The 18,645-nt window shown below is 50.3% G+C and carries 19 protein-coding genes; 8 read left to right on the top strand and 11 right to left on the bottom strand.

What is annotated here, in order from left to right; all coding sequences use genetic code 11:
• Positions 1-37: 37 nt before the first annotated feature.
• Positions 38-871, bottom strand: a complete 834-nt coding sequence (locus F7231_RS01465; protein ID WP_085410295.1) for a DUF4290 domain-containing protein — start codon at positions 869-871, stop codon at positions 38-40.
• A 65-nt stretch (positions 872-936) separates the two neighbouring features.
• Between F7231_RS01465 and F7231_RS01460 the strand changes: the two genes are divergently transcribed.
• Both F7231_RS01460 and F7231_RS01455 read left to right on the top strand, forming a co-directional pair.
• Positions 937-2,271 (top strand): MATE family efflux transporter, encoded by a 1,335-nt coding sequence (locus F7231_RS01460; protein ID WP_166690656.1) that lies wholly within the window; start codon positions 937-939, stop codon positions 2,269-2,271.
• 121 nt (positions 2,272-2,392) lie between these two features.
• Entirely contained in the window at positions 2,393-2,767 is a 375-nt protein-coding gene (locus F7231_RS01455) for a hypothetical protein (protein ID WP_166690655.1), read from the top strand.
• A gap of 11 nt (positions 2,768-2,778) precedes the next feature.
• On the opposite strand, the gene F7231_RS01450 is transcribed toward F7231_RS01455, so the two are convergent.
• The 7 genes from F7231_RS01450 to galE form a co-directional block, all read right to left on the bottom strand.
• Positions 2,779-3,018 carry a hypothetical protein gene (locus F7231_RS01450; RefSeq protein WP_166690654.1) on the bottom strand — a complete coding sequence of 80 codons (240 nt, stop codon included), beginning with the start codon at positions 3,016-3,018 and terminating at the stop codon, positions 2,779-2,781.
• Between the two features lie 29 nt (positions 3,019-3,047).
• A complete protein-coding gene (locus F7231_RS01445) occupies positions 3,048-3,635 on the bottom strand; it encodes an acyl-CoA thioesterase (protein ID WP_166690653.1) in 588 nt (195 codons plus the stop codon).
• Between the two features lie 158 nt (positions 3,636-3,793).
• Positions 3,794-4,471: a hypothetical protein gene (locus F7231_RS01440; RefSeq protein ID WP_166690652.1), complete on the bottom strand. Its 678-nt coding sequence runs from the start codon at positions 4,469-4,471 to the stop codon at positions 3,794-3,796.
• 4 nt (positions 4,472-4,475) lie between these two features.
• Positions 4,476-4,886: a hypothetical protein gene (locus F7231_RS01435; protein ID WP_166690651.1), complete on the bottom strand. Its 411-nt coding sequence runs from the start codon at positions 4,884-4,886 to the stop codon at positions 4,476-4,478.
• Positions 4,887-5,267: 381 nt separating this feature from the next.
• Positions 5,268-6,125 carry a glucose-1-phosphate thymidylyltransferase RfbA gene (gene rfbA, locus F7231_RS01430; RefSeq protein WP_085410380.1) on the bottom strand — a complete coding sequence of 286 codons (858 nt, stop codon included), beginning with the start codon at positions 6,123-6,125 and terminating at the stop codon, positions 5,268-5,270.
• Positions 6,126-6,251: 126 nt separating this feature from the next.
• Positions 6,252-7,331: a dTDP-glucose 4,6-dehydratase gene (gene rfbB / locus F7231_RS01425; protein ID WP_166690650.1), complete on the bottom strand. Its 1,080-nt coding sequence runs from the start codon at positions 7,329-7,331 to the stop codon at positions 6,252-6,254.
• A 94-nt stretch (positions 7,332-7,425) separates the two neighbouring features.
• A complete protein-coding gene (galE, locus tag F7231_RS01420) occupies positions 7,426-8,460 on the bottom strand; it encodes a UDP-glucose 4-epimerase GalE (RefSeq protein ID WP_166690649.1) in 1,035 nt (344 codons plus the stop codon).
• Positions 8,461-8,604: 144 nt separating this feature from the next.
• Here galE and F7231_RS01415 point away from each other — a divergent pair, with 144 nt between their 5' ends.
• Complete coding sequence (locus tag F7231_RS01415; RefSeq protein ID WP_166690648.1) at positions 8,605-9,480, top strand: transglutaminase-like domain-containing protein; 876 nt, start codon at positions 8,605-8,607, stop codon at positions 9,478-9,480.
• A 72-nt stretch (positions 9,481-9,552) separates the two neighbouring features.
• Here F7231_RS01415 and F7231_RS01410 read toward each other — a convergent pair whose 3' ends face one another.
• The gene (locus F7231_RS01410; RefSeq protein ID WP_157510511.1) at positions 9,553-10,167 is read right to left on the bottom strand and encodes an SGNH/GDSL hydrolase family protein; all 615 of its coding nucleotides are present in this window, start codon (positions 10,165-10,167) and stop codon (positions 9,553-9,555) included.
• Between the two features lie 211 nt (positions 10,168-10,378).
• Here F7231_RS01410 and F7231_RS01405 point away from each other — a divergent pair, with 211 nt between their 5' ends.
• A complete protein-coding gene (locus F7231_RS01405) occupies positions 10,379-10,930 on the top strand; it encodes a hypothetical protein (RefSeq protein WP_166690647.1) in 552 nt (183 codons plus the stop codon).
• A 498-nt stretch (positions 10,931-11,428) separates the two neighbouring features.
• On the opposite strand, the gene F7231_RS01400 is transcribed toward F7231_RS01405, so the two are convergent.
• A complete protein-coding gene (locus F7231_RS01400; protein WP_166690646.1) occupies positions 11,429-11,785 on the bottom strand; it encodes a hypothetical protein in 357 nt (118 codons plus the stop codon).
• Positions 11,786-12,593: 808 nt separating this feature from the next.
• Here F7231_RS01400 and F7231_RS01395 point away from each other — a divergent pair.
• Both F7231_RS01395 and F7231_RS01390 read left to right on the top strand, forming a co-directional pair.
• Positions 12,594-14,177 (top strand): tetratricopeptide repeat protein, encoded by a 1,584-nt coding sequence (locus F7231_RS01395; protein ID WP_166690645.1) that lies wholly within the window; start codon positions 12,594-12,596, stop codon positions 14,175-14,177.
• A 258-nt stretch (positions 14,178-14,435) separates the two neighbouring features.
• Positions 14,436-15,143: a hypothetical protein gene (locus tag F7231_RS01390; RefSeq protein WP_085410387.1), complete on the top strand. Its 708-nt coding sequence runs from the start codon at positions 14,436-14,438 to the stop codon at positions 15,141-15,143.
• A gap of 430 nt (positions 15,144-15,573) precedes the next feature.
• Here F7231_RS01390 and F7231_RS01385 read toward each other — a convergent pair whose 3' ends face one another.
• Positions 15,574-16,278 (bottom strand): hypothetical protein, encoded by a 705-nt coding sequence (locus F7231_RS01385; RefSeq protein ID WP_166690644.1) that lies wholly within the window; start codon positions 16,276-16,278, stop codon positions 15,574-15,576.
• 269 nt (positions 16,279-16,547) lie between these two features.
• Between F7231_RS01385 and F7231_RS01380 the strand changes: the two genes are divergently transcribed.
• Both F7231_RS01380 and groL read left to right on the top strand, forming a co-directional pair.
• A complete protein-coding gene (locus F7231_RS01380) occupies positions 16,548-16,826 on the top strand; it encodes a co-chaperone GroES (protein ID WP_198172210.1) in 279 nt (92 codons plus the stop codon).
• Between the two features lie 112 nt (positions 16,827-16,938).
• A complete protein-coding gene (groL, locus tag F7231_RS01375; RefSeq protein WP_085410390.1) occupies positions 16,939-18,576 on the top strand; it encodes a chaperonin GroEL in 1,638 nt (545 codons plus the stop codon).
• The last annotated feature ends 69 nt before the right edge of the window (positions 18,577-18,645 follow it).

Genomic DNA, 18,645 nt, shown 5'->3' with positions numbered 1-18,645 from the left:
AAGCCTGCTACTTGCTCATTGACACCTGCTAATTGACTTATCTGCCCCGCCGCCGGTTGTTGCCACCGCCGTTGGAATTATTCGGATTGTTGCCCCCCCGGAAGTTTCGATTGCCGCCACCATTCGGGTTGTTGGGATTATTACCACCGTTGTTACCACCCCGGAAGTTTCGCGGTCCGCCGTCACGGTTCGAGTTATTGGAGCGATCCTGCCGGTTGCGCTGCTGCTGCGGTTGGTAGTTGCCGGCATAGGGCTTCAGTTGCGGCTGGCGACCCAGTTTCTGCGGCTGATCTTCCGTGCGCTCGCGCGGCGACCCCTCAACCAGTCCCTCATTCCGGATAAGCTGAATGTCATCAGCCAGTTTCCCTTTCGAAATGTCGAGCAGGCTCTGGTAAATTGTTTCGTCCTCTACCGTCTCCTTATTCCAGGCCATGTAGAAGGTCTTCATCAACCGGGTCAGGTACGAGACAAAGGCGCGCTTCTCTTCCGGGTCTTCTGTGTTGATGGCCCGTTCGACAAGCAGATTTATGTTTTGCCCGAAGTGTTTGTACTTCAGGTTTTGGTACTGATACTCAATCTTCTTGGGCTTCTTACCCAGCACCTCAGGCGAGGGCGGCGGAAACGGACTGTCGACATCCAGTTTAAACTCCGAAATGATGTACAGATCATCCCACAGTTTATTATAGTAATCCTGCCCGTCTTTCATGCCGGGGTGAATTTGCCGCATCAGCTCCACTAAGATATGCGCCTGCCGGGTGCGCTTCTCGCGATCTTCGATGGTCAGTAGGTACTTGACCATTTTCTCGATACTACTTCCGTATTCTTTCAAGCGAACGTCTGATTCTTGTGTAAAACAAAGGTAAGCAGTTATCAGTGATGAACTATTGCCTAACCATCCAACATTGATAACTGATAACTGTTCATTGCCCCCTGGTCATGTCGCTCCGCGCCGATTTATCCGATACCCTCCGCCTCAGTATTCCCATTGTCATTGCCCAGCTTAGTACCGTGCTCATGGGTGTTACCGATAACCTGTTTGTGGGCCGATTATTGGGTGCCATTCCGCTGGGAGCAGCCGGGCTGGCCAATTCCATGTCCTTTTTGCTGTCAAGTATCGGCATTGGTGGACTTACGGTAGTGGCGGCACTGGTATCGCAGGCCAACGGCCGGGGCAATGCGGCCGACGTGCACCGCAGTTACCGAGCTGGAATTCGGGTGGCGTTACTGCTAAGTGTGGCGCTAGGTGTGGTGGTAGTTATGGTGGCGCTGAATTTTGAGTGGCTGGGACAAAGCAGCGAGGTCAACAAACTGGCGCGGCCCTTCATGCTCATTTTGAGCGCGTCGAACGTACCCCTGTTTATTTTCATCGCGGCGCGCCAGCTCTGCGATGGTCTTCGGTTTACCCGCGTGGCCATGACAGTCACCATTGCGGCCCTCGTGCTAAACGCCCTGTTCAACTACATTTTTATTCTCGGCATTGGCCCCTTTCCCGAACTGGGTACGCAGGGGTCGGCCGTGGCTACGTTGCTGTCGCGGGTGTTCATGGCGGCCGCCATGCTCTGGTACATTCGGCGATCGGTCAACTTTCGGGCCTATTTCAACCCCGAGTTTCTGCGCCTGCCCATCGCCGATGACGTGCGCACCATCCTGAAACTCGGTTTACCCAGCGGACTTACATTCTTCTTTGAAATCGCGCTCTTCACGGCGGCTATGGTCATCATTGGTTGGCTGGGTGCCGACCGGCTGGCAGCGCACCAGATCGCCATCAATATGGCATCGTCGACCTACATGATGGCTACGGGCATTTCGTCGGCGGCGGCTATTCGGGTGGGGTCGGCCCTGGGGCGGGGGGATCAGGCCGGTATCCGGCGGGCGGGGTTAGCCGCCTTTATGCTGTCGATCCTGCTCATGGGTGTTGCGGGTGTTATCTTCCTGCTGTTCAACAACCTGCTTGTCAATCTGTATATCACCGACGCACCGGAGGTAGCCCGCATTGCTGCCACGCTGGTGTTTATGGCTGGCTTTTTCCAGCTTTCAGACGGCGTACAGGTCGTTGGCATTGGCGCATTACGCGGCTTATCTGACGTGAACGTACCCACGCTTATTACTTTGTTTTCGTACTGGCTGGTTGCCTTGCCCACCAGCTATTTGCTGGGGTTCACCTTCGGCTACGATGCGGCGGGCGTGTGGGTAGGTCTGCTGGTAGGCCTCAGCGTGGCTGCCCTGCTGCTCACCATCCGCTTTTTCCGGCTCGCCAGAATGGCCCTGTAACCAATTTGCTTACCTTGCTGTCGGTTCACTATAAAACAGCATGCGTTCACTAGCTGGGTGCATTTTGGGGTTGCTCGTTCTGGCGGGGTTGCAAAGCTGCTCGCAAAAATGTAGCTGCCCCGTGCCTATACCCTACCCATCGACCCTTTATGGCACCGACTGGCAATGGACGGCATCGATAACCCCATCGGGCCAGCAAACGCCGACGTCAACCGGCGAAACACGATTGATCCGGTTTTTCAATGAAAACGGTAGCGAATTTGTGTCGCAGCAGGTAAATGGCGTGGTTGTCAGATCAGCCCGGTGGCGCAGCAGCCCGGTGAGCAACGAGGGAGAGAGAACCCTTATTTTTTCGTTATCCGACGGCACCTTCCTCAAAGTCCACCAGTTGCCTTATGCCAACAGCCTACGCCGGATTGAATGCACCGATTATCTGGCGGCCCTACCTACCTCGGCAGATCCCTATATTCATCAGTATCAGGCTAGAGACCAATAGTCGATACGTACCTACGCAGCTCGCAGTTGCGCCAGAAGCTGGTCGCGGCTGGGGCGCTGGTTCTGAACAGTGTAGTTTAGCCCTTCCAGATCAAGTGCATCCACAAAGGCTGCGTAGTCGTCAACGGTAAATAAGCACAGGTTATCAAACGGTTCATTGAACGGTTCAACTTCCGTTTGCACCGCTTTTTGCTGAAGGGCGCGGTAGGGATCCGGCTTCAGATCGTCTTGCTTGAGAATAAAATACCACATAAGCATGTAACCCGTCAGTTGCCGATTGGTTATTGCTGGCTAGTTTGCAGACCCGGCCCCAGTACACACCGTTCGCTGACTAACTGAACCATGTTTTCCGTCAGCAGCATCCGGGTACGTTCATTGTCGAAGTGCTCGCTGTAGGCCGCCCGGAGTTCCTTGCGTTTGATTGCTTCCAAAAAACGACGGGCATCGTCGGCCGTTTCGAGCAGCAGCGGCGGCACTTCAGTGGGTGAACCAACATCGTTCTTAGCTACCATTGTAAAGTATGACGTGTTGGTATGCTTCACCGTACCCGTTTTCACATTCTCGGCAATGACCTTAATGCCAATCACCAGTGAGGTACGTCCTACGTAATTGACCGACGCCATCAGTGACACCAGTTCACCAACCTCGACCGGCTGTCGAAAATTAACCCCGTCGACAGAGACCGTTACACAATACTCGCCTGCATGTTTGGCAGCGCAGGCGTAGGCCACTTTGTCCATTAGAGACAGCAGGGTACCTCCATGAATTTTACCACCAAAGTTGGCGTAAGCCGGAATCATCAACTCGGTTAAGGTAGTGCGTGAAAAGCTGACACCTCTGGCAGGTACGTCTGTACTAGATGAATTCATGTAGAAGATAATTGATAGCCTGACAAAAGTACAAAAGCCAGTAACCTCATCAGTTACGTACCTGTGCCACACAGGCCATCCAACAGAAAGCCGTTGGTTGACAAGCGGATCATTACCCTAACATAACCATCTATATATCAATAGCTTATATCGATAATTTACGCAAACTGAATATAATTCTCCTTGTCGAATTTACTAACCCATAACCCTGTTGCTACCAGGATAGAGAACAGTACGCTCAGTAGCTGGTCCATATTTGAGAACAAATCATACGTTTCTTTAGACGCCTCTGTCAGATATACAGAGAATATGGATGTCATAAACGTACCCATTCCGTAAAAAAGAAAACCGGCACTAATCCAGAATGAAGTGTGAAGGAGTATTTTCCTGACCCTATTTTCTGACAGGATTCGGTTAAAATAGGTAAGCGACAGGATGATCATGATCAGTCGCAGGGTTGGCCAGCTTACACTAGTTGGGCCATCCGTCACGAAGTTGACTAATGCCACCAGAAAGCCGAGAACGGTGATCCATACGGTTATCCGCCGCGAGAACATATGGCTGGTAAAACTCAGATAATAGAATTGGCCAACGATGAGGATATCGAGGATAATGGCCCCATTGATCTCACTATGGTTGTTCTTAACCAGTAGGGCGTAATACAGGAAGACCAATTCCTCCAGAAAACGGACGATAAAATAGATCGAGATAACTAGCAAAGGAACCGTCAGGAACTTCCGCCTGTAGCCAGCGAAGGCTACAGGCAGTAGTAAAAAAAAGTGGGAGCAGAAGTCCAGCGGATAGGCAAAAAACTGAGCTTTAAGACTCTGTATCATACCCTTACAGGCTACCGGGCGGATTGCCACAGTGTTGAGGGCAAACGTGTCCGTCGCCTAATGCATCGCCGTCACCAGCATCTTTCTGGCCGGTAGGATCCTCGAAAATATCAGTTCCATCGGCCCGAACGCCTACAATTACCATGCGCGCGATCAGTTCGCCCTGTCCGTCGTCAACGATGTTTCCATCTTTGTCTTCATGCGTTTTGCCATAGTACACGCGAATACCTACGCAGTCTTTACGACCCAGTAGCTTGTTTATTCGGTTGATGCCAAAGAACTCAGCTCTGGCAAATGAGTCTGGTTTATGGCCTCGCTCCTGCTTGTATCGTTTATAACGGGCCGTGCGGGAGCGGGCATCATGCCCACTGAGGAAGCGACCCACATCACCGTGGTATTTCTCTCTGTCAGTCATTGATTAAGGAGTGGTTCAATTTGACCGGAAAGCTACCAAAAGGCCCACTATTTGCCAGCACCTTTGTCGTTTGTATTGATTTATCGGAAAGTTTATTGCCTTTTACCGAGCCGAATGCGTAGAACTACGTATTCGTATACGGGTTTATGCGCATTATCACCAGGGGGCTAAAAAGGGGTGATTCTGCGCTTACCAGCCGCCACAGTCCGGCTTACCTTTGACGCTGTAATAACAGGTTAGTTTTCCGGCCATGTCCACTATTACGATAAGTTTCCATACGTATTCAGTTTTCTCATCTCATAGGTTAGGTAAGAAAAAGCCGGAGCACTTGCTCCGGCTTTTTTTCTTTATCAGTACGATGAGTCTGTGTACGCTGCGTACTTAGGCGATACCAAGCAGGTATTGGCCATAGCCACTTTTGACCAGTGGTTTGGCAATCTCGATCAGTTGTTCTTTCGAGATGAACTTCATACGGAAGGCAATTTCTTCGATACAGCCGATCTTCAGACCCTGCCGCTCTTCGATTACCTGCACAAACTGGCCAGCCTGCATCAGTGAGGCAAACGTACCTGTGTCGAGCCAGGCGGTCCCCCGGTCGAGTACACCAACTTTCAGCTTGCCGCGCTCCAGATAAACCCGGTTCACATCGGTAATTTCCAATTCACCTCGTGGCGACGGCGGAATATTCTTTGCAATCTCAACTACGTCGTTATCGTAGAAATACAAACCTGGCACAGCGTAATGCGATTTCGGATTGTCGGGCTTCTCTTCAATCGAGAGCACGTTGAACTCGTCGTCGAACTCAACTACGCCGTAACGTTCGGGGTCCTGCACCTGGTAGGCGTACACCACGCCGCCATCAGGGTCGTTGTTGGCTTGCAACAGCTTCGACAGACCGGAGCCGTAGAAAATATTGTCGCCAAGCACCAGCGCGACCTTATCGTTGCCGATAAACTCTTCGCCGATGATAAAAGCCTGCGCCAGTCCGTCGGGGCTGGGCTGCACGGCGTACGTAAATCGGCAGCCAATGCGCGATCCGTCGCCGAGGAGTTTCTCAAAATGCGGCAGATCATGCGGCGTGGAGATAATCAGAATGTCCTGAATACCCGCCAGCATCAGTATCGACAGCGGATAGTAGATCATCGGCTTGTCATAAACCGGCATGAGCTGCTTCGAAACAGCCAGCGTAAGCGGATGCAAACGGGTGCCGGACCCACCGGCGAGTATAATTCCTTTCATAGCTTTAAGTCTGGTGAGTCGGTTGCAAAAAAAGTACCAGGCCTGGAAAGTCGATGTAGTGTTGCAGACGTACAAAGCTGACTTTCCAGACTTGGTGCTCGTTTATAACTAGGCCTTTCAGATGCGTTAACGATTCGCGTACATATCCTGATAATACCCCTGGTAGGCTCCCGACGTAACGTTGTTGAGCCACTCCTGATTGGCCAGGAACCAGTCGACGGTTTTATTCAGGCCTTCTTCAAACTGGAGTGACGGTTGCCAGCCCAGTTCATTCATGATTTTATTGGCATCGATGGCGTAGCGCAGGTCATGCCCGGCGCGGTCGGTTACATACGTGATCAGTTGGGCCGACGTACCTGCGGGCCGCCCCAACTTCTCGTCCATCACCTGGCAGAGCAGGTGTACGATGTCAATGTTTTTCCACTCGTTAAACCCGCCAATGTTGTAGGTTTCGCCCAGCCGCCCACTATGGAAAACGGTGTCGATAGCCCGGGCGTGATCGACCACAAATAGCCAGTCGCGTACGTTCTCACCTTTACCGTAAACCGGCAGTGGCTTGTTCTGCTGGATGTTATGGATCATTAGCGGAATCAGCTTCTCCGGAAAATGATTGGGGCCGTAGTTGTTCGAGCAGTTGCTTAGCACAACGGGCATTTTGTAGGTGTTTCCGTAGGCCCGGACAAAGTGATCGGAAGCAGCTTTCGATGCCGAATAGGGCGACTGCGGATCGTAGGCAGTTTCTTCCGTGAAGAACTCATCAGGATTATGCAGCGAACCGTAGACTTCATCGGTCGAGACGTGGTAAAAGCGCTTACCTTCGAAGGCAGACGCGCCCCCGGCCGTTTCGGATGCCAGCCAGCTTTTCTTGGCGGCGTTCAGCAGGTTCACGGTGCCTACTACGTTGGTCATTACGAACGACATGGGGTCGGTAATCGACCGGTCTACATGCGACTCGGCGGCCAAGTGAACAACTCCCGTTGGCTGATACTGCGCAAAGAGCCCATCGAGGAAGGACGCATCGGTGATGTCGCCCCGCACAAAGGTGTAATTTGGCTCGTTCTCAATGTCGGTCAGGTTGGCGAGGTTGCCTGCATACGTGAGCGCATCGAGGTTTACGATTCGATAATCGGGGTATTTGGTAACGAACAACCGCACCACGTGCGATCCGATGAATCCGGCCCCGCCGGTAATGATGATGGTTTTCATGAAAATTTAAGTATCAAGTGTCAGGATGCAGATACGCTACTTATAGCTCCCAGATCGGTGAATAAGCAGCGCATCTGCATCCTGACACTTGATACTACTTTAGTTTTTGCTGCCAGCGCCAGGCATCACGCAGGGCATCGGCGAGGGTACGTTTTGTCCGGAATCCTAAACCTTCTGTCGACTTGGTAACATCGGCATAAATCTGTTCAATATCACCGGCGCGGCGTGCACCAAGTGAATAGGCAAGTTTGATGCCGTTTACCTCTTCAAAGGTATTGATCAGTTCCAGCACCGAAGCCCCACGCCCGGTACCAATATTAAAAATGTCGTAGAAAGAAGCGTCTGATTTTTCCATCAGCAGCCGCACGGCGCTCACGTGCGCGTCGGCCAGATCCATCACGTGAATATAATCGCGAATGGCGGTGCCATCGGGCGTGTTGTAATCATTCCCATGAACGGTCAGGCTAGCTCGCTGCCCTGAGGCAACCTGTAGCAAATACGGCACCAGATTGGCGGGTACTCCGCGGGGTAATTCGCCAATCAGGGCCGATGGGTGAGCACCAATTGGGTTGAAGTAACGCAATGAGATTGCCCTCACTGGCATGGTAGCCGCTACGCAATCACGAATAATATCCTCGCAAATCGCCTTGGTGTTGCCATACGGCGACATGGCCGGCAGGCGGGGCGTTTCTTCCGTAACGGGCAGCTGCTCGGGTTGCCCATAAACGGTGCACGAAGATGAGAACACCAGATTTTGCACACCAAACTGCGGCATCAGTTCCAGCAGCAATAGCAGCGAATCCAGGTTGTTGCGGTAGTATTTTAACGGGTTTTGTACCGATTCGCCAACGGCTTTGGAAGCCGCGAAGTGAATGATACCAGCTATTTTCTCCCGACTGAATACGTCGGTCATCGCGGCCCGGTCGTTGCAGTCAATCTGATAGTAGCGTACCTGTCGGTTTAGAATAGCCGTTAATCCGTCGAGTATACTTGGTTCCGAATTGGAGAAATCATCGACGATGATTGGTTCGAAACCAGCTTCTACCAGCGCGACAACGGTGTGTGATCCAATAAAACCGGCACCACCTGTTACCAGTATTTTTAGGGGTGTGATTGGGTTAGCGTCCAAGATCGTTTTTTGTAATTTTTTGTTGTTACTTGCAAAGAGGGCCTGTGTAGCATCGCTCGTAAAACCGGGCAAAACTAACCAAAACAGCCTGGTTTCTCAATCACTTATTTAGCCTAAGTATCGCCGCTATACGTGACAACGCTTATGAACGACAACGAAATCAAAGCCCTGATCTCTTTGCTCGATGATGACGACGCCGAAATAACTACCCATGTGGAGGGGCGCATCCGGCAAATGGGCAGTACCATTATCCCGTTTCTTGAAACCGAGTGGGAAGGTAGTTTCAACCCCCTTTTGCAGAAACGAATCGAGGAAATCATTCATGATTTGCAATACACATCTGTTCTGGACCGGCTGGCGGCCTGGAAGGAAGGGGGGGCCATGGATCTACTTGAAGGTCTCTGGATCGTAGCTACTTACCAATACCCTGACTTGTCGCTAGATAAACTTCGGCAAGATCTGGAACAACTGTATTACGATGCCTGGCTGAAGGTACAGACCGACGTTCATCCGGCCGATCAGGTGAAGGGATTGAACGGCGTGTTTTATAACGAAATGAAGTTTGCTCCCAACACCAAGAACTTCCATTCACCCGCCAATTCCATGATCAATCAGGTACTGGAAACCCGCCGGGGAAACACCATTTCGCTCTGCCTGATCTATATGATGATTGCCCAAAAACTGGGCCTGCCCATTTATGGCGTCAACCTGCCAAATCTATTTGTGCTTACCTATAAAGCGCCAAATGGGGTGCAGTTTTATATCAATGTGTTTAACCGCGGCCTGATCTTTTCTACTAAAGATATTGATCACTACATCGGGCAACTCAACCTCAAACCAGCCCCGATTTTTTATCAGCCTTGCTCAAACGTCGATATTATTCGTCGGATGCTCAGAAATCTGATGCTTTCTTTCGACCGTAATGGCGATAAAGTACGCATGCAGGAAGTAGAACAAATGCTCAATTCCCTCAACGACGAGGCCGACAACCTGCCTCTTTCCGACTTCACACAACGGTAAAATAAAGGTCAGGTTTCGTGTACGCTGCTTGTCGACCATACGGTGGATAGTCAGCGTACGCGAACCTGACCTTTATTTCAACATCGCCTCGGCTATGGGGAGGGCCTTCTCCGCCCATAGTTTCATCTGTTTTCCGGAATAGTGCAGGCCATCGTCGGCAAACTGAGTGGCATCCCCTGCGGCCTGCCGTGTCAGCGGTGTAATGTCAACGTAGGCTACGTTCGCTTTTTCGCATTCCTGCCGAGCTACGGCATTGAAGGCATCAATCTGCCCGGCAATCATTGACCGGTCGCGGCCCGCGGCAAATGGCGACGCCCCCCAATCAGGAATAGACAGTACAACCACCCGGCCAGGTCGATTACCGGCGTACTTAACGGCTGTTTGCACCAATTGCACAAATTCAGTCCGGTACTGATCAATGCCCTGACCACGGTATTGATTGTTAACGCCGATCAGCAACGTCACCAGTTCATACTCTTTTCTGTTGTCCGATGCAGCAATAGCCGCGCGTAGTTCAGCGGTTGTCCAACCGGTGCGGGCAATAATATCCGGGGCTTTTATATCGAATCCGCGCCCCCGCAAAAATCCGGCCAACTGTACCGACCACCGATCTTTTTCCTGAACGCTTTCGCCAATGGTATACGAATCACCGAGTGATAAGAGCGTAGAGTTACTTATTTCGGGCATAGTGTTTACTGAAGGGGAGGTAACTGTACCACAGGATAAAAAAGTAAGTAATAACAGCCCACAATGTAGAAAGTGGCCGATGGTTTGCTCTATAAGAAGGTTTAGTAGCATAGTTATAGTTGGTAGGAAGGTCAACAGCTAGTTGTTACAACGCTGGTGAAAAGCCTATACCTTATCCCATTTATGTTGATTTTACAGCCTCATTTGCCCCATGCCCGATCTGGATCTTACCATGAGTCGACAAATCAGTGCGCAAATTATTGCGTATCTGGTCGGCAACCTACCAATTGATGATTTCGCTACATGGGTATACAAAACACCCGCATTACGTTCTCTACTATCCCCTGCCGACTACGACGAGCTTATGTCAATTGACTTTCACCAGACAACAGCCCCTTCCTTATTGGATAACCTGCTCCGTGGTTACATTGATTGGGCACAGTACGAAAAAGAGCAGCTGTCGGAGTTGCTCATGGCCATCATCTGGAAAGACAATGCGCCTGCTGCACTCATTCAAGCTAACGAGCTGTATACGCAAGGTTTTACGTTCCTGAAAGTACTGGGCAATGACTATGGACTTACCGTACGCACTGCCTACGGCGATGCCCCCAGTGTAAAGGCGGAAGACGACACTCTTTTGCTCACCCTCTATCCTAAAGCACGCGAGGAAGCGAAACGGCTGCTCACCTGCCTGGTTGACGGGCGTATTGCGTTCACCGGCACCTATACACCGGATGGCACTCCGGAATTTACCGAGTTATAAAAAAACATTCGGTTGACGCCGAGTTGCTTATGCTTTTCATGACAGGCCGTCAACCTACGACCCTCTAGTTTCTAGATCGGCCCCTGTTGTGCTTATTGCCTGTCCCCTCCGGGTACCATTGTTTAGGGGTAGAGCGCCGTCTTCAAAAGAGCGGCAAAATCAACGCCCGTTTACTACGCTGGCAACCTGAACGACTATTATGGTTCGCAGGAACGTACCTGACAATCCCTTTTGCTCGACTAGTTATATTCCACACTGCCAGTTAAATGCTGTTCACGATTGGGCAACTAGTGCCCGGTTATAAACGCATCCTGAACTATAGTGATTGATCTCGATAAAAGGGATTGAGCACATGCCGCTGGCTTATTCAGTGACCCCAATTGATGTATTACCCTATTGAGCAAGCGAGCCATCAAAAAAAATGGGTTTTGCGAGCGCCTGCGGTGTTAATCGTCTGCGCTGGCAAAACCCAACTATCAACTCTGGCACTACCCCTATTTATTCGGCCGCTTTAAACCGCAACCGGGCGGTATGCACTTCGTCGCTGTTACTTGTTTCGGAAAGTGACAATTTGGCATTCATCAACTGCTTTGTCAATTCATCATTCAACCGTTTGTCGGCAGAGAAGACAGTCGGATTTACCAGCTTATTGTCGTTGGCAAGGCGGAATTGAATAACAACTACCCCATTACCAGTAGCCTGCTGCATGGCAGATGGGTAAGTTAGTTGATTGGCTAGCTGTTGTTCGATGCTGGCCTGTGGCTTTGCCTTGCTGATTTTTTTAGTTCCAGGGTTGGCAAAAGCCCCAACGGTAGTGACACCGAGGATAATCCATGAGCAAATAAGCGTTTTCATGATCTAAGGCTTTTAAAGTGAATAAATGGACCAAACCCAGTCTGTCATGGCACTCGCTCGAATAAGTACACTGTACACTATCGTATTGACTACTGCTGGCTGACTGATATGTAATATTACGCAGATATTACCTTAATGTTATCCCTATGTTATGAGCTAAATGCTACTTCTGAACTCTCAGCTTATTATTTTTTTGAAAGTACTTGAGCCAACATTCTTATTATCAATGCTATATGCATACAGACAGAGTTTATACAAATGTATTTAAACTTAACAATTTATTAATATTGGCAGACATAATTCGACTATAATCAGGCTAGTCTACGCTGTCAAACTGCGATATTCATCCACTTCATACTGGTTTCGCTCTTTTTGCTGTCGATCTATTTCAGCCCCGCCGATCGATACAGGGCCTTGCGAAAACAGGACTCGGGCCATGTCTGAGTGAAGTAATTAACGACCTGGTGTCACTTTCTGCACAGACTAACCGTAGAACTTATTTCGTACTAATACTCAAAAAAAGACCAGCCTATAGCTGAGTAGCAAACTTCCCAAATTATATATTTAGCCCCTGTAAAGCCCATGAACGGGCAAATTCTCTGCCCTCCTGTATATGCCCACCCGCTGGTGTTTACTTGCATTGATATTGGTCCATGTGCAAGTTCTGTCTGCGCAGGTTAATCGATCCCATTTTCGACAATTGTCGGAGAGCGAACAGTTTATCTATGCCGATGCGTACTGTGTCAAGCATTGGTTTGACTTTTACGACCTTAAAAAACGGACGGCGGCTATAACGGATTACAGGGTTATGCAGGAAGAGGCAAAGGGACAAAAGACAATTTGCCTGCTTAGGCTATTCTGGTTTCGGAACCAGCTTGACGGCCACTTAACCGCCAACGTTACTCAGGCTCAGCAAGCACTGGCCAACCTGGATTCACTGCTTGGTTACATTCACGGCCACCAGCCCGATCTGCTTATCGAAAAAGTAATCTGTCAGTTGGAGTGGTGCATGGCAATATTGGGCCACAAAAGCAGGATGGATGAACGTACCCGACGCATTTTGGTCTATGATGTGGCGGTAGAATGTCTGGCAGTGTTAGAAAAACAACCGGCCTCGGCGCTCCACCCTTATTATGGTGTTTTCGATATCGATTACCATTTACTGTGCATGAGTACCTATTTCTTGCGCATCAATGAAATCGAACTGGCCAAACGCATGTCGCTTTTATGTCACCGGTTAGCGCATCCTGTTTTGTCATCGAAGAAAGGCCACGAACGCGATTACTATCATTATAAGTGGATCAGTTCTATCAACCTGGGCGGTTGCTATCTTCAGGAAGGAAACGTAACTGAAGCACTTGGCTGGTACCAGAAAGCGTATGATCTGGGCAAGGAACAACTTTCTGAAATCAGAGAAGCGGTGGCGGGGGGCTACATGGGCTCAGTCCTGCACAAACAGGGGAAGACTACTTTGGCAGTAGCGCCGCTGCAACGTGCCGTACTTGTAGCCAGGAAAGTGACTGACACAGAGTCAGAGTATAACGCGATTGCGCCTTTGGCCGACGTGTATTTAGCCTTAAATCAGTATGAGAAAGCCTTTTACACGTTAAAGCGGGCTATCACATTGTATCAAACTCTTACTTCCAGAGTCATAGGCAAACCCGATAGCATAGATATGGCGCCTTTGTTTGCTGGGTTAGGGGACGTTTACCAACACCGGGGCGATGTACGAAAAGCATTATTCTACAGCCAGCTTGCTAACCGGCTGGAAAAGAGACGCCGACAAAATGACGACACGCGTATTTTCCGTCGAAAACAGGAAAAAATAGAAGCGGATGTCTACCGGGCCAGAGTCAACCAACTCAACGCCGACCGTGGTCAGGCTGTCTGGCTGCGCAATGTGGCAATAGGTACGTTGGGGCTGCTCGTGGTACTATCCGCAGTTTATCTTAGTTACCAACACAAACGCAGGCGGGCGGCGGAACACAAACTAGCGCTTATCGATCAGGAAGCCCGAACCCGAACTGAGCAGTTTACCCAAGTCCAGCAGTCACAGAAAGCGGCCACCAAATCTATACCTGACAAGACGTTACCCCAAATTGCGGAGTTGATGGAACTGGCCATTCTGACCGAAGCCGACTGGGAACGCTTCCGGCAACTCTTCGATCAGGTGTACCCGAATTACCTGCTTCGGCTACGCCAAAAACACGCCACACTCACCCCCGCCGAAATCCGAATCATCTGCCTCAGTCGGCTAGCATTGTCAACGAAAGAGATGGCCGACATGCTGGGCGTATCGACGGATACGGTTGTTAAAACCCGCTATCGAATTCGCCGGAAAACAAACCTGCCAGAAGGCACCTACCTAAGCCACGCCTTCGCCAACGTGTAAGCCCTCATTCACACAGTACACTACACTTTGCTGGCTTATTCTCACAACTACGGCTCAGTAAGACTAGACACACGTGGCCCATTGTACCGTAGTCACCAACCAGATACAAATTGTCCGGCTAATTGTCCGGCTATATGATCAGGCTATATAGGTCGATGAAGCTATGTTCATGTCCGTAACAGACGAGATGGTAGTTGAGCGTCCTAAACAGCCCGCCGCCGCCCGTCTGTTGCAGTAACTAAACAAATCCATTCCATCATGAAAAAGCTTACACTTACCCTCATTCTCCTGCTTGCTGTATGGTTATCTGCTGCTGCCCAGACCATGCCCACGGTCGACGACGTGATCAACAAATACATTGAGGCTATAGGCGGGAAAAATGCGCTGATGAAAGTTGAAGACGTGACTTCTCAAGGCTTGTTGCAGTTCAATGACACTCAGGCAAAAATCATCCTGAAGCGTAAGATGCCCACGAAGGCGTCGACAGTAATTACGGGCGATAAAGGCCAACTCCTGTACAAAAATGTAGTTGATGGCACCAACGCAGTCGACATTACCCAGCAAGGCTCAAACCGGCAAAGTAAACAGGCTACCCAACTTTCGCTGATGTATAATCGGCTTTTCCCTGAGTTGGTGTATAAAGAAGAAGGAATCAATTCGACCCTTGCCGGCAAGGAGCAGATAGACGGCCGAGACGCCTACAAAATTATCAGTACGTTTACCAACGGTACCCCGTTGTGGACAGCTTATTACGATGTTGCTACCGGATTGAAAGTACAAAGCATCACGGTATTTGAGCCAAACCGTACGGCAACCCTCAAAACAAGCGACTACCGCGCGGTGAATGGCGTAAAAATTCCGCACCAGTCAACGTATCAGGAAAATGGCGGCGGTGTATCGCAGACGAAGATAACCTCAATACAGGTAAACAAAGGCATCAGCGATGCTGAGTTTGCCATCCAGTAAGTGCTTCTCGCCTACAGTAGAAAGACACCGCTGCTTGCCCTACTGTAAGCTAATCCACGAGGTGTTCGTCCTTCCTGGGCGACGTAAGCCAATAAAGGCATCAGTGTAATCAAAAGGCATGACGTTGCTAACGTCATGCCTTTTGATTACACTGCCCACCCACTCTAGCTGGTCTGCCTCTGGGTATGTATAGCCGATGGCTTCCTCACACAGCCTCGGCCCAGGTACGTTGACCTACCTGAATATGGAGGCATACTGGACATAGAGCCCCACGACGGATAAAGCACCAAATTCATTACGGTACTTTCTTTAAGTCGACCCGTTTGGTAGCGTCCATTCTACATTTCGAGCCTGTCTAACCCGCCATCGGATTCAGGTCTTTTCAAGACGCCAAAACCAGACGGCGGGCTGGTCTAAAGGTGGCTATTTCTTAGCACACAGCCTCGTTCAGGAGTTGCTGGGCAATCGGGAGCAATGTTTCCTGTTCCGGCACAACGCGTTGACTTTCCAGCCGAAATGCAGCCGGGTTTGGTAGGTTATAGCGACGAATCAGATCAAGTTTTAACCGCTCGAAGGTTGTGCCCAGTGTACGCTGGGTACGTTCGCGCAATTGCCAATGTACCATTCGACCACCCGGGGCCTGATCATTATAGAGTGTAAGGCGGTACTGATAAATCGACAAATCAGCTGAGGTAGTGTAATGAACGAACAGGTAGCCCTCGTCGGGACGAAGTGGCATAAGGCCAACCGGCTCCAGGGTCAGTGTTGCAGCCAGGTCGTTCCAGCGTTGCTGGCCTTCGGTAAGGGTGGCGTTGAAACGCGGCAGGGCAAAATCAACGATTTCGTCGACTTCATCAAGCAGTGGGTCGACCGGTAGCTCAGATTCATAGTCGATTCGGGGGGGCGGTCCGCTGATTCCGGTTGCTCTCTTGGGAAAGCCTGCCATAAGTGTACCTTTGCCCCTCCGAAAATGAAGGGTAGCTTCGTAGTGGCGTTTCAGGTCGGGCAGATCGGGACAGAGCTGACAGTCAGCAAACCGGCGCCCAACAGCCTGTAAATACGCCAAAACGACATACTGTTTATACTCGGCATCAATCCGATGTTGTGTCAGCCAATCGTACGGTAACGTAGTCATACGCAAAGAGAATTGACAAAGTGAACGAGTTTTCTTTTTTACAAGATATGGCAATAACGCATTTACACCATATAAAGCGTAGCTCAATCAACTCTTTTGCCAAATAATCGACCTAGGTACGTTTGAGACACACGCTGACAGATCGGCCCTGCAACTTTGTCAGGCTTTACGGTTTGGCATAAAGGTTGACCATCAGCGGATTGTCTGATTAGTCTTAATCAAAACAGTTTTAACAACCTTAATCATCTCTTATCGCTATGACCACAGCAATGGAAGACGTGAAAGTAAAGCCCCTCGCCGACCGCGTGGTGGTTGAACCGGCCCCGGCTGAAGAAAAGACCGCCTTTGGTATCATCATTCCTGATACAGCCAAAGAAAAACCCCAGCGTGGCACTATCGTCGCTATCGGTACAGGCAAAAAAGACGAACCCCTGACAGTTCAGGTGGGTGACACGGTTCTCTACGGTAAATATGCCGGCACCGAGATCACTATCGAAGGTAAAGAGTATCTCATCATGCGTGAGTCTGACATCTTCGCTATCGTTTAACAAACCAGTTTATCTGTCCTGAGTCCACAGTACTCCGTTGCGAGGCCATGAACCAACAAGGTAGTGAGCCAGACAACCAAAGACGATAAACCCACTCAAACTAAAAAAAATCATGTCTAAAAGAATTCTTTTTGATACAGAAGCCCGCGATAAGATCAAGAAGGGCGTTGATACGTTAGCCGATGCCGTTAAGGTAACACTGGGTCCTAAAGGCCGTAACGTTATTCTTGACAAGAAATTTGGCTCACCAGCCATCACCAAAGATGGTGTAACGGTAGCTAAAGAAATCGAGCTGAAAGACGCCATGGAGAACATGGGTGCTCAGTTGGTGAAAGAAGTAGCGTCAAAAACCGCCGATTCGGCTGGTGATGGTACGACTACCGCCACTGTACTGGCTCAGGCTATCTACTCGATCGGTGTGAAGAACGTAGCGGCGGGTGCCAACCCAATGGACCTGAAGCGCGGTATTGACAAGGCGGTACTGGCAGTAACAGCCAATCTGTCAGAGCAGGCTCAGACAGTAGGTGATGATTTCAGCAAAATCGCGCAGGTAGCTACTATTTCGGCTAACCACGACGACGAAATCGGCACAATGATCGCTGAGGCGATGAAGAAAGTAGGTAAAGAAGGTGTGATCACGGTTGAAGAAGCTCGTGGTACCGAAACGGAGGTTAAGACCGTTGAAGGTATGCAGTTCGACCGCGGTTACCTGTCGCCTTACTTCGTAACCAACACCGAGAAAATGGAAGTTGAACTGGAGCGTCCGTTCATCCTGATCTCGGAGAAGAAAGTATCGTCGATGAAAGAACTGTTGCCAGTTCTGGAGCAGGTGGCTCAGACGGGTCGTCCGCTGCTGATCATCGCCGAAGACGTTGACGGTGAGGCCCTGGCTACACTGGTAGTAAACAAAATTCGCGGTGCCCTGAAAGTGGCTGCCGTTAAAGCTCCTGGCTTCGGCGACCGTCGGAAAGCCATGCTGGAAGATATCGCTATCCTGACCGGTGGTACAGTTATCGCTGAAGAGCGTGGCTACAAACTGGAAAGCGCAACGGCTGAGTATCTGGGCCAGGCTGAGAAGATCATCATCGATAAAGACAACACGACTATCGTTAACGGTGTTGGTGGCAAAGAAGATATCGCTGGCCGGGTTAATCAGATCAAAGCACAAATCGAAAACACAACGTCTGACTACGACCGCGAGAAGCTGCAAGAGCGTCTGGCCAAGTTGTCGGGTGGTGTTGCCATTCTGTACATCGGTGCTGCTACCGAAGTAGAGATGAAAGAGAAGAAAGACCGCGTTGATGATGCCCTGCACGCTACCCGCGCTGCCGTTGAAGAAGGTATCGTAACCGGTGGCGGTATCGCTCTGATCCGCGCTATCGCGTCTCTGGATGCGGTTAACACAATCAACGAAGATGAGAAAACAGGTGTGAATATCATCCGTGTGGCCCTGGAGTCACCACTTCGCACGATCGTTGCCAACGCTGGTGGCGAAGGTTCGGTAGTAGTAAACAAGGTGAAAGAAGGTACAGGCGGATACGGCTACAACGCCAAAAACGACACGTTCGAAGACCTGTTCGCTGCTGGTGTAATTGATCCGAAAAAAGTAACGCGTCTTGCTCTTGAGAACGCAGCCTCTATCGCCGGCCTGTTGCTGACGACTGAGTGCCTGATTTCTGACGAGCCAGAAGAGGCACCAGCTGGTGGCGGTCACGCCCACGGCGGTGGCGGCATGGGCGGCATGATGTAATTGCCCCTTTGCTTTTCATGCAAAACGCCCCTGACTTGACAGTCAGGGGCGTTTTGCGTTTATTAAAGT

The organism is Fibrivirga algicola (assembly GCF_011742925.1).
GTDB lineage: Bacteria > Bacteroidota > Bacteroidia > Cytophagales > Spirosomataceae > Fibrella > Fibrella algicola.
This window is presented reverse-complemented; position numbering and strand designations above follow the sequence as displayed.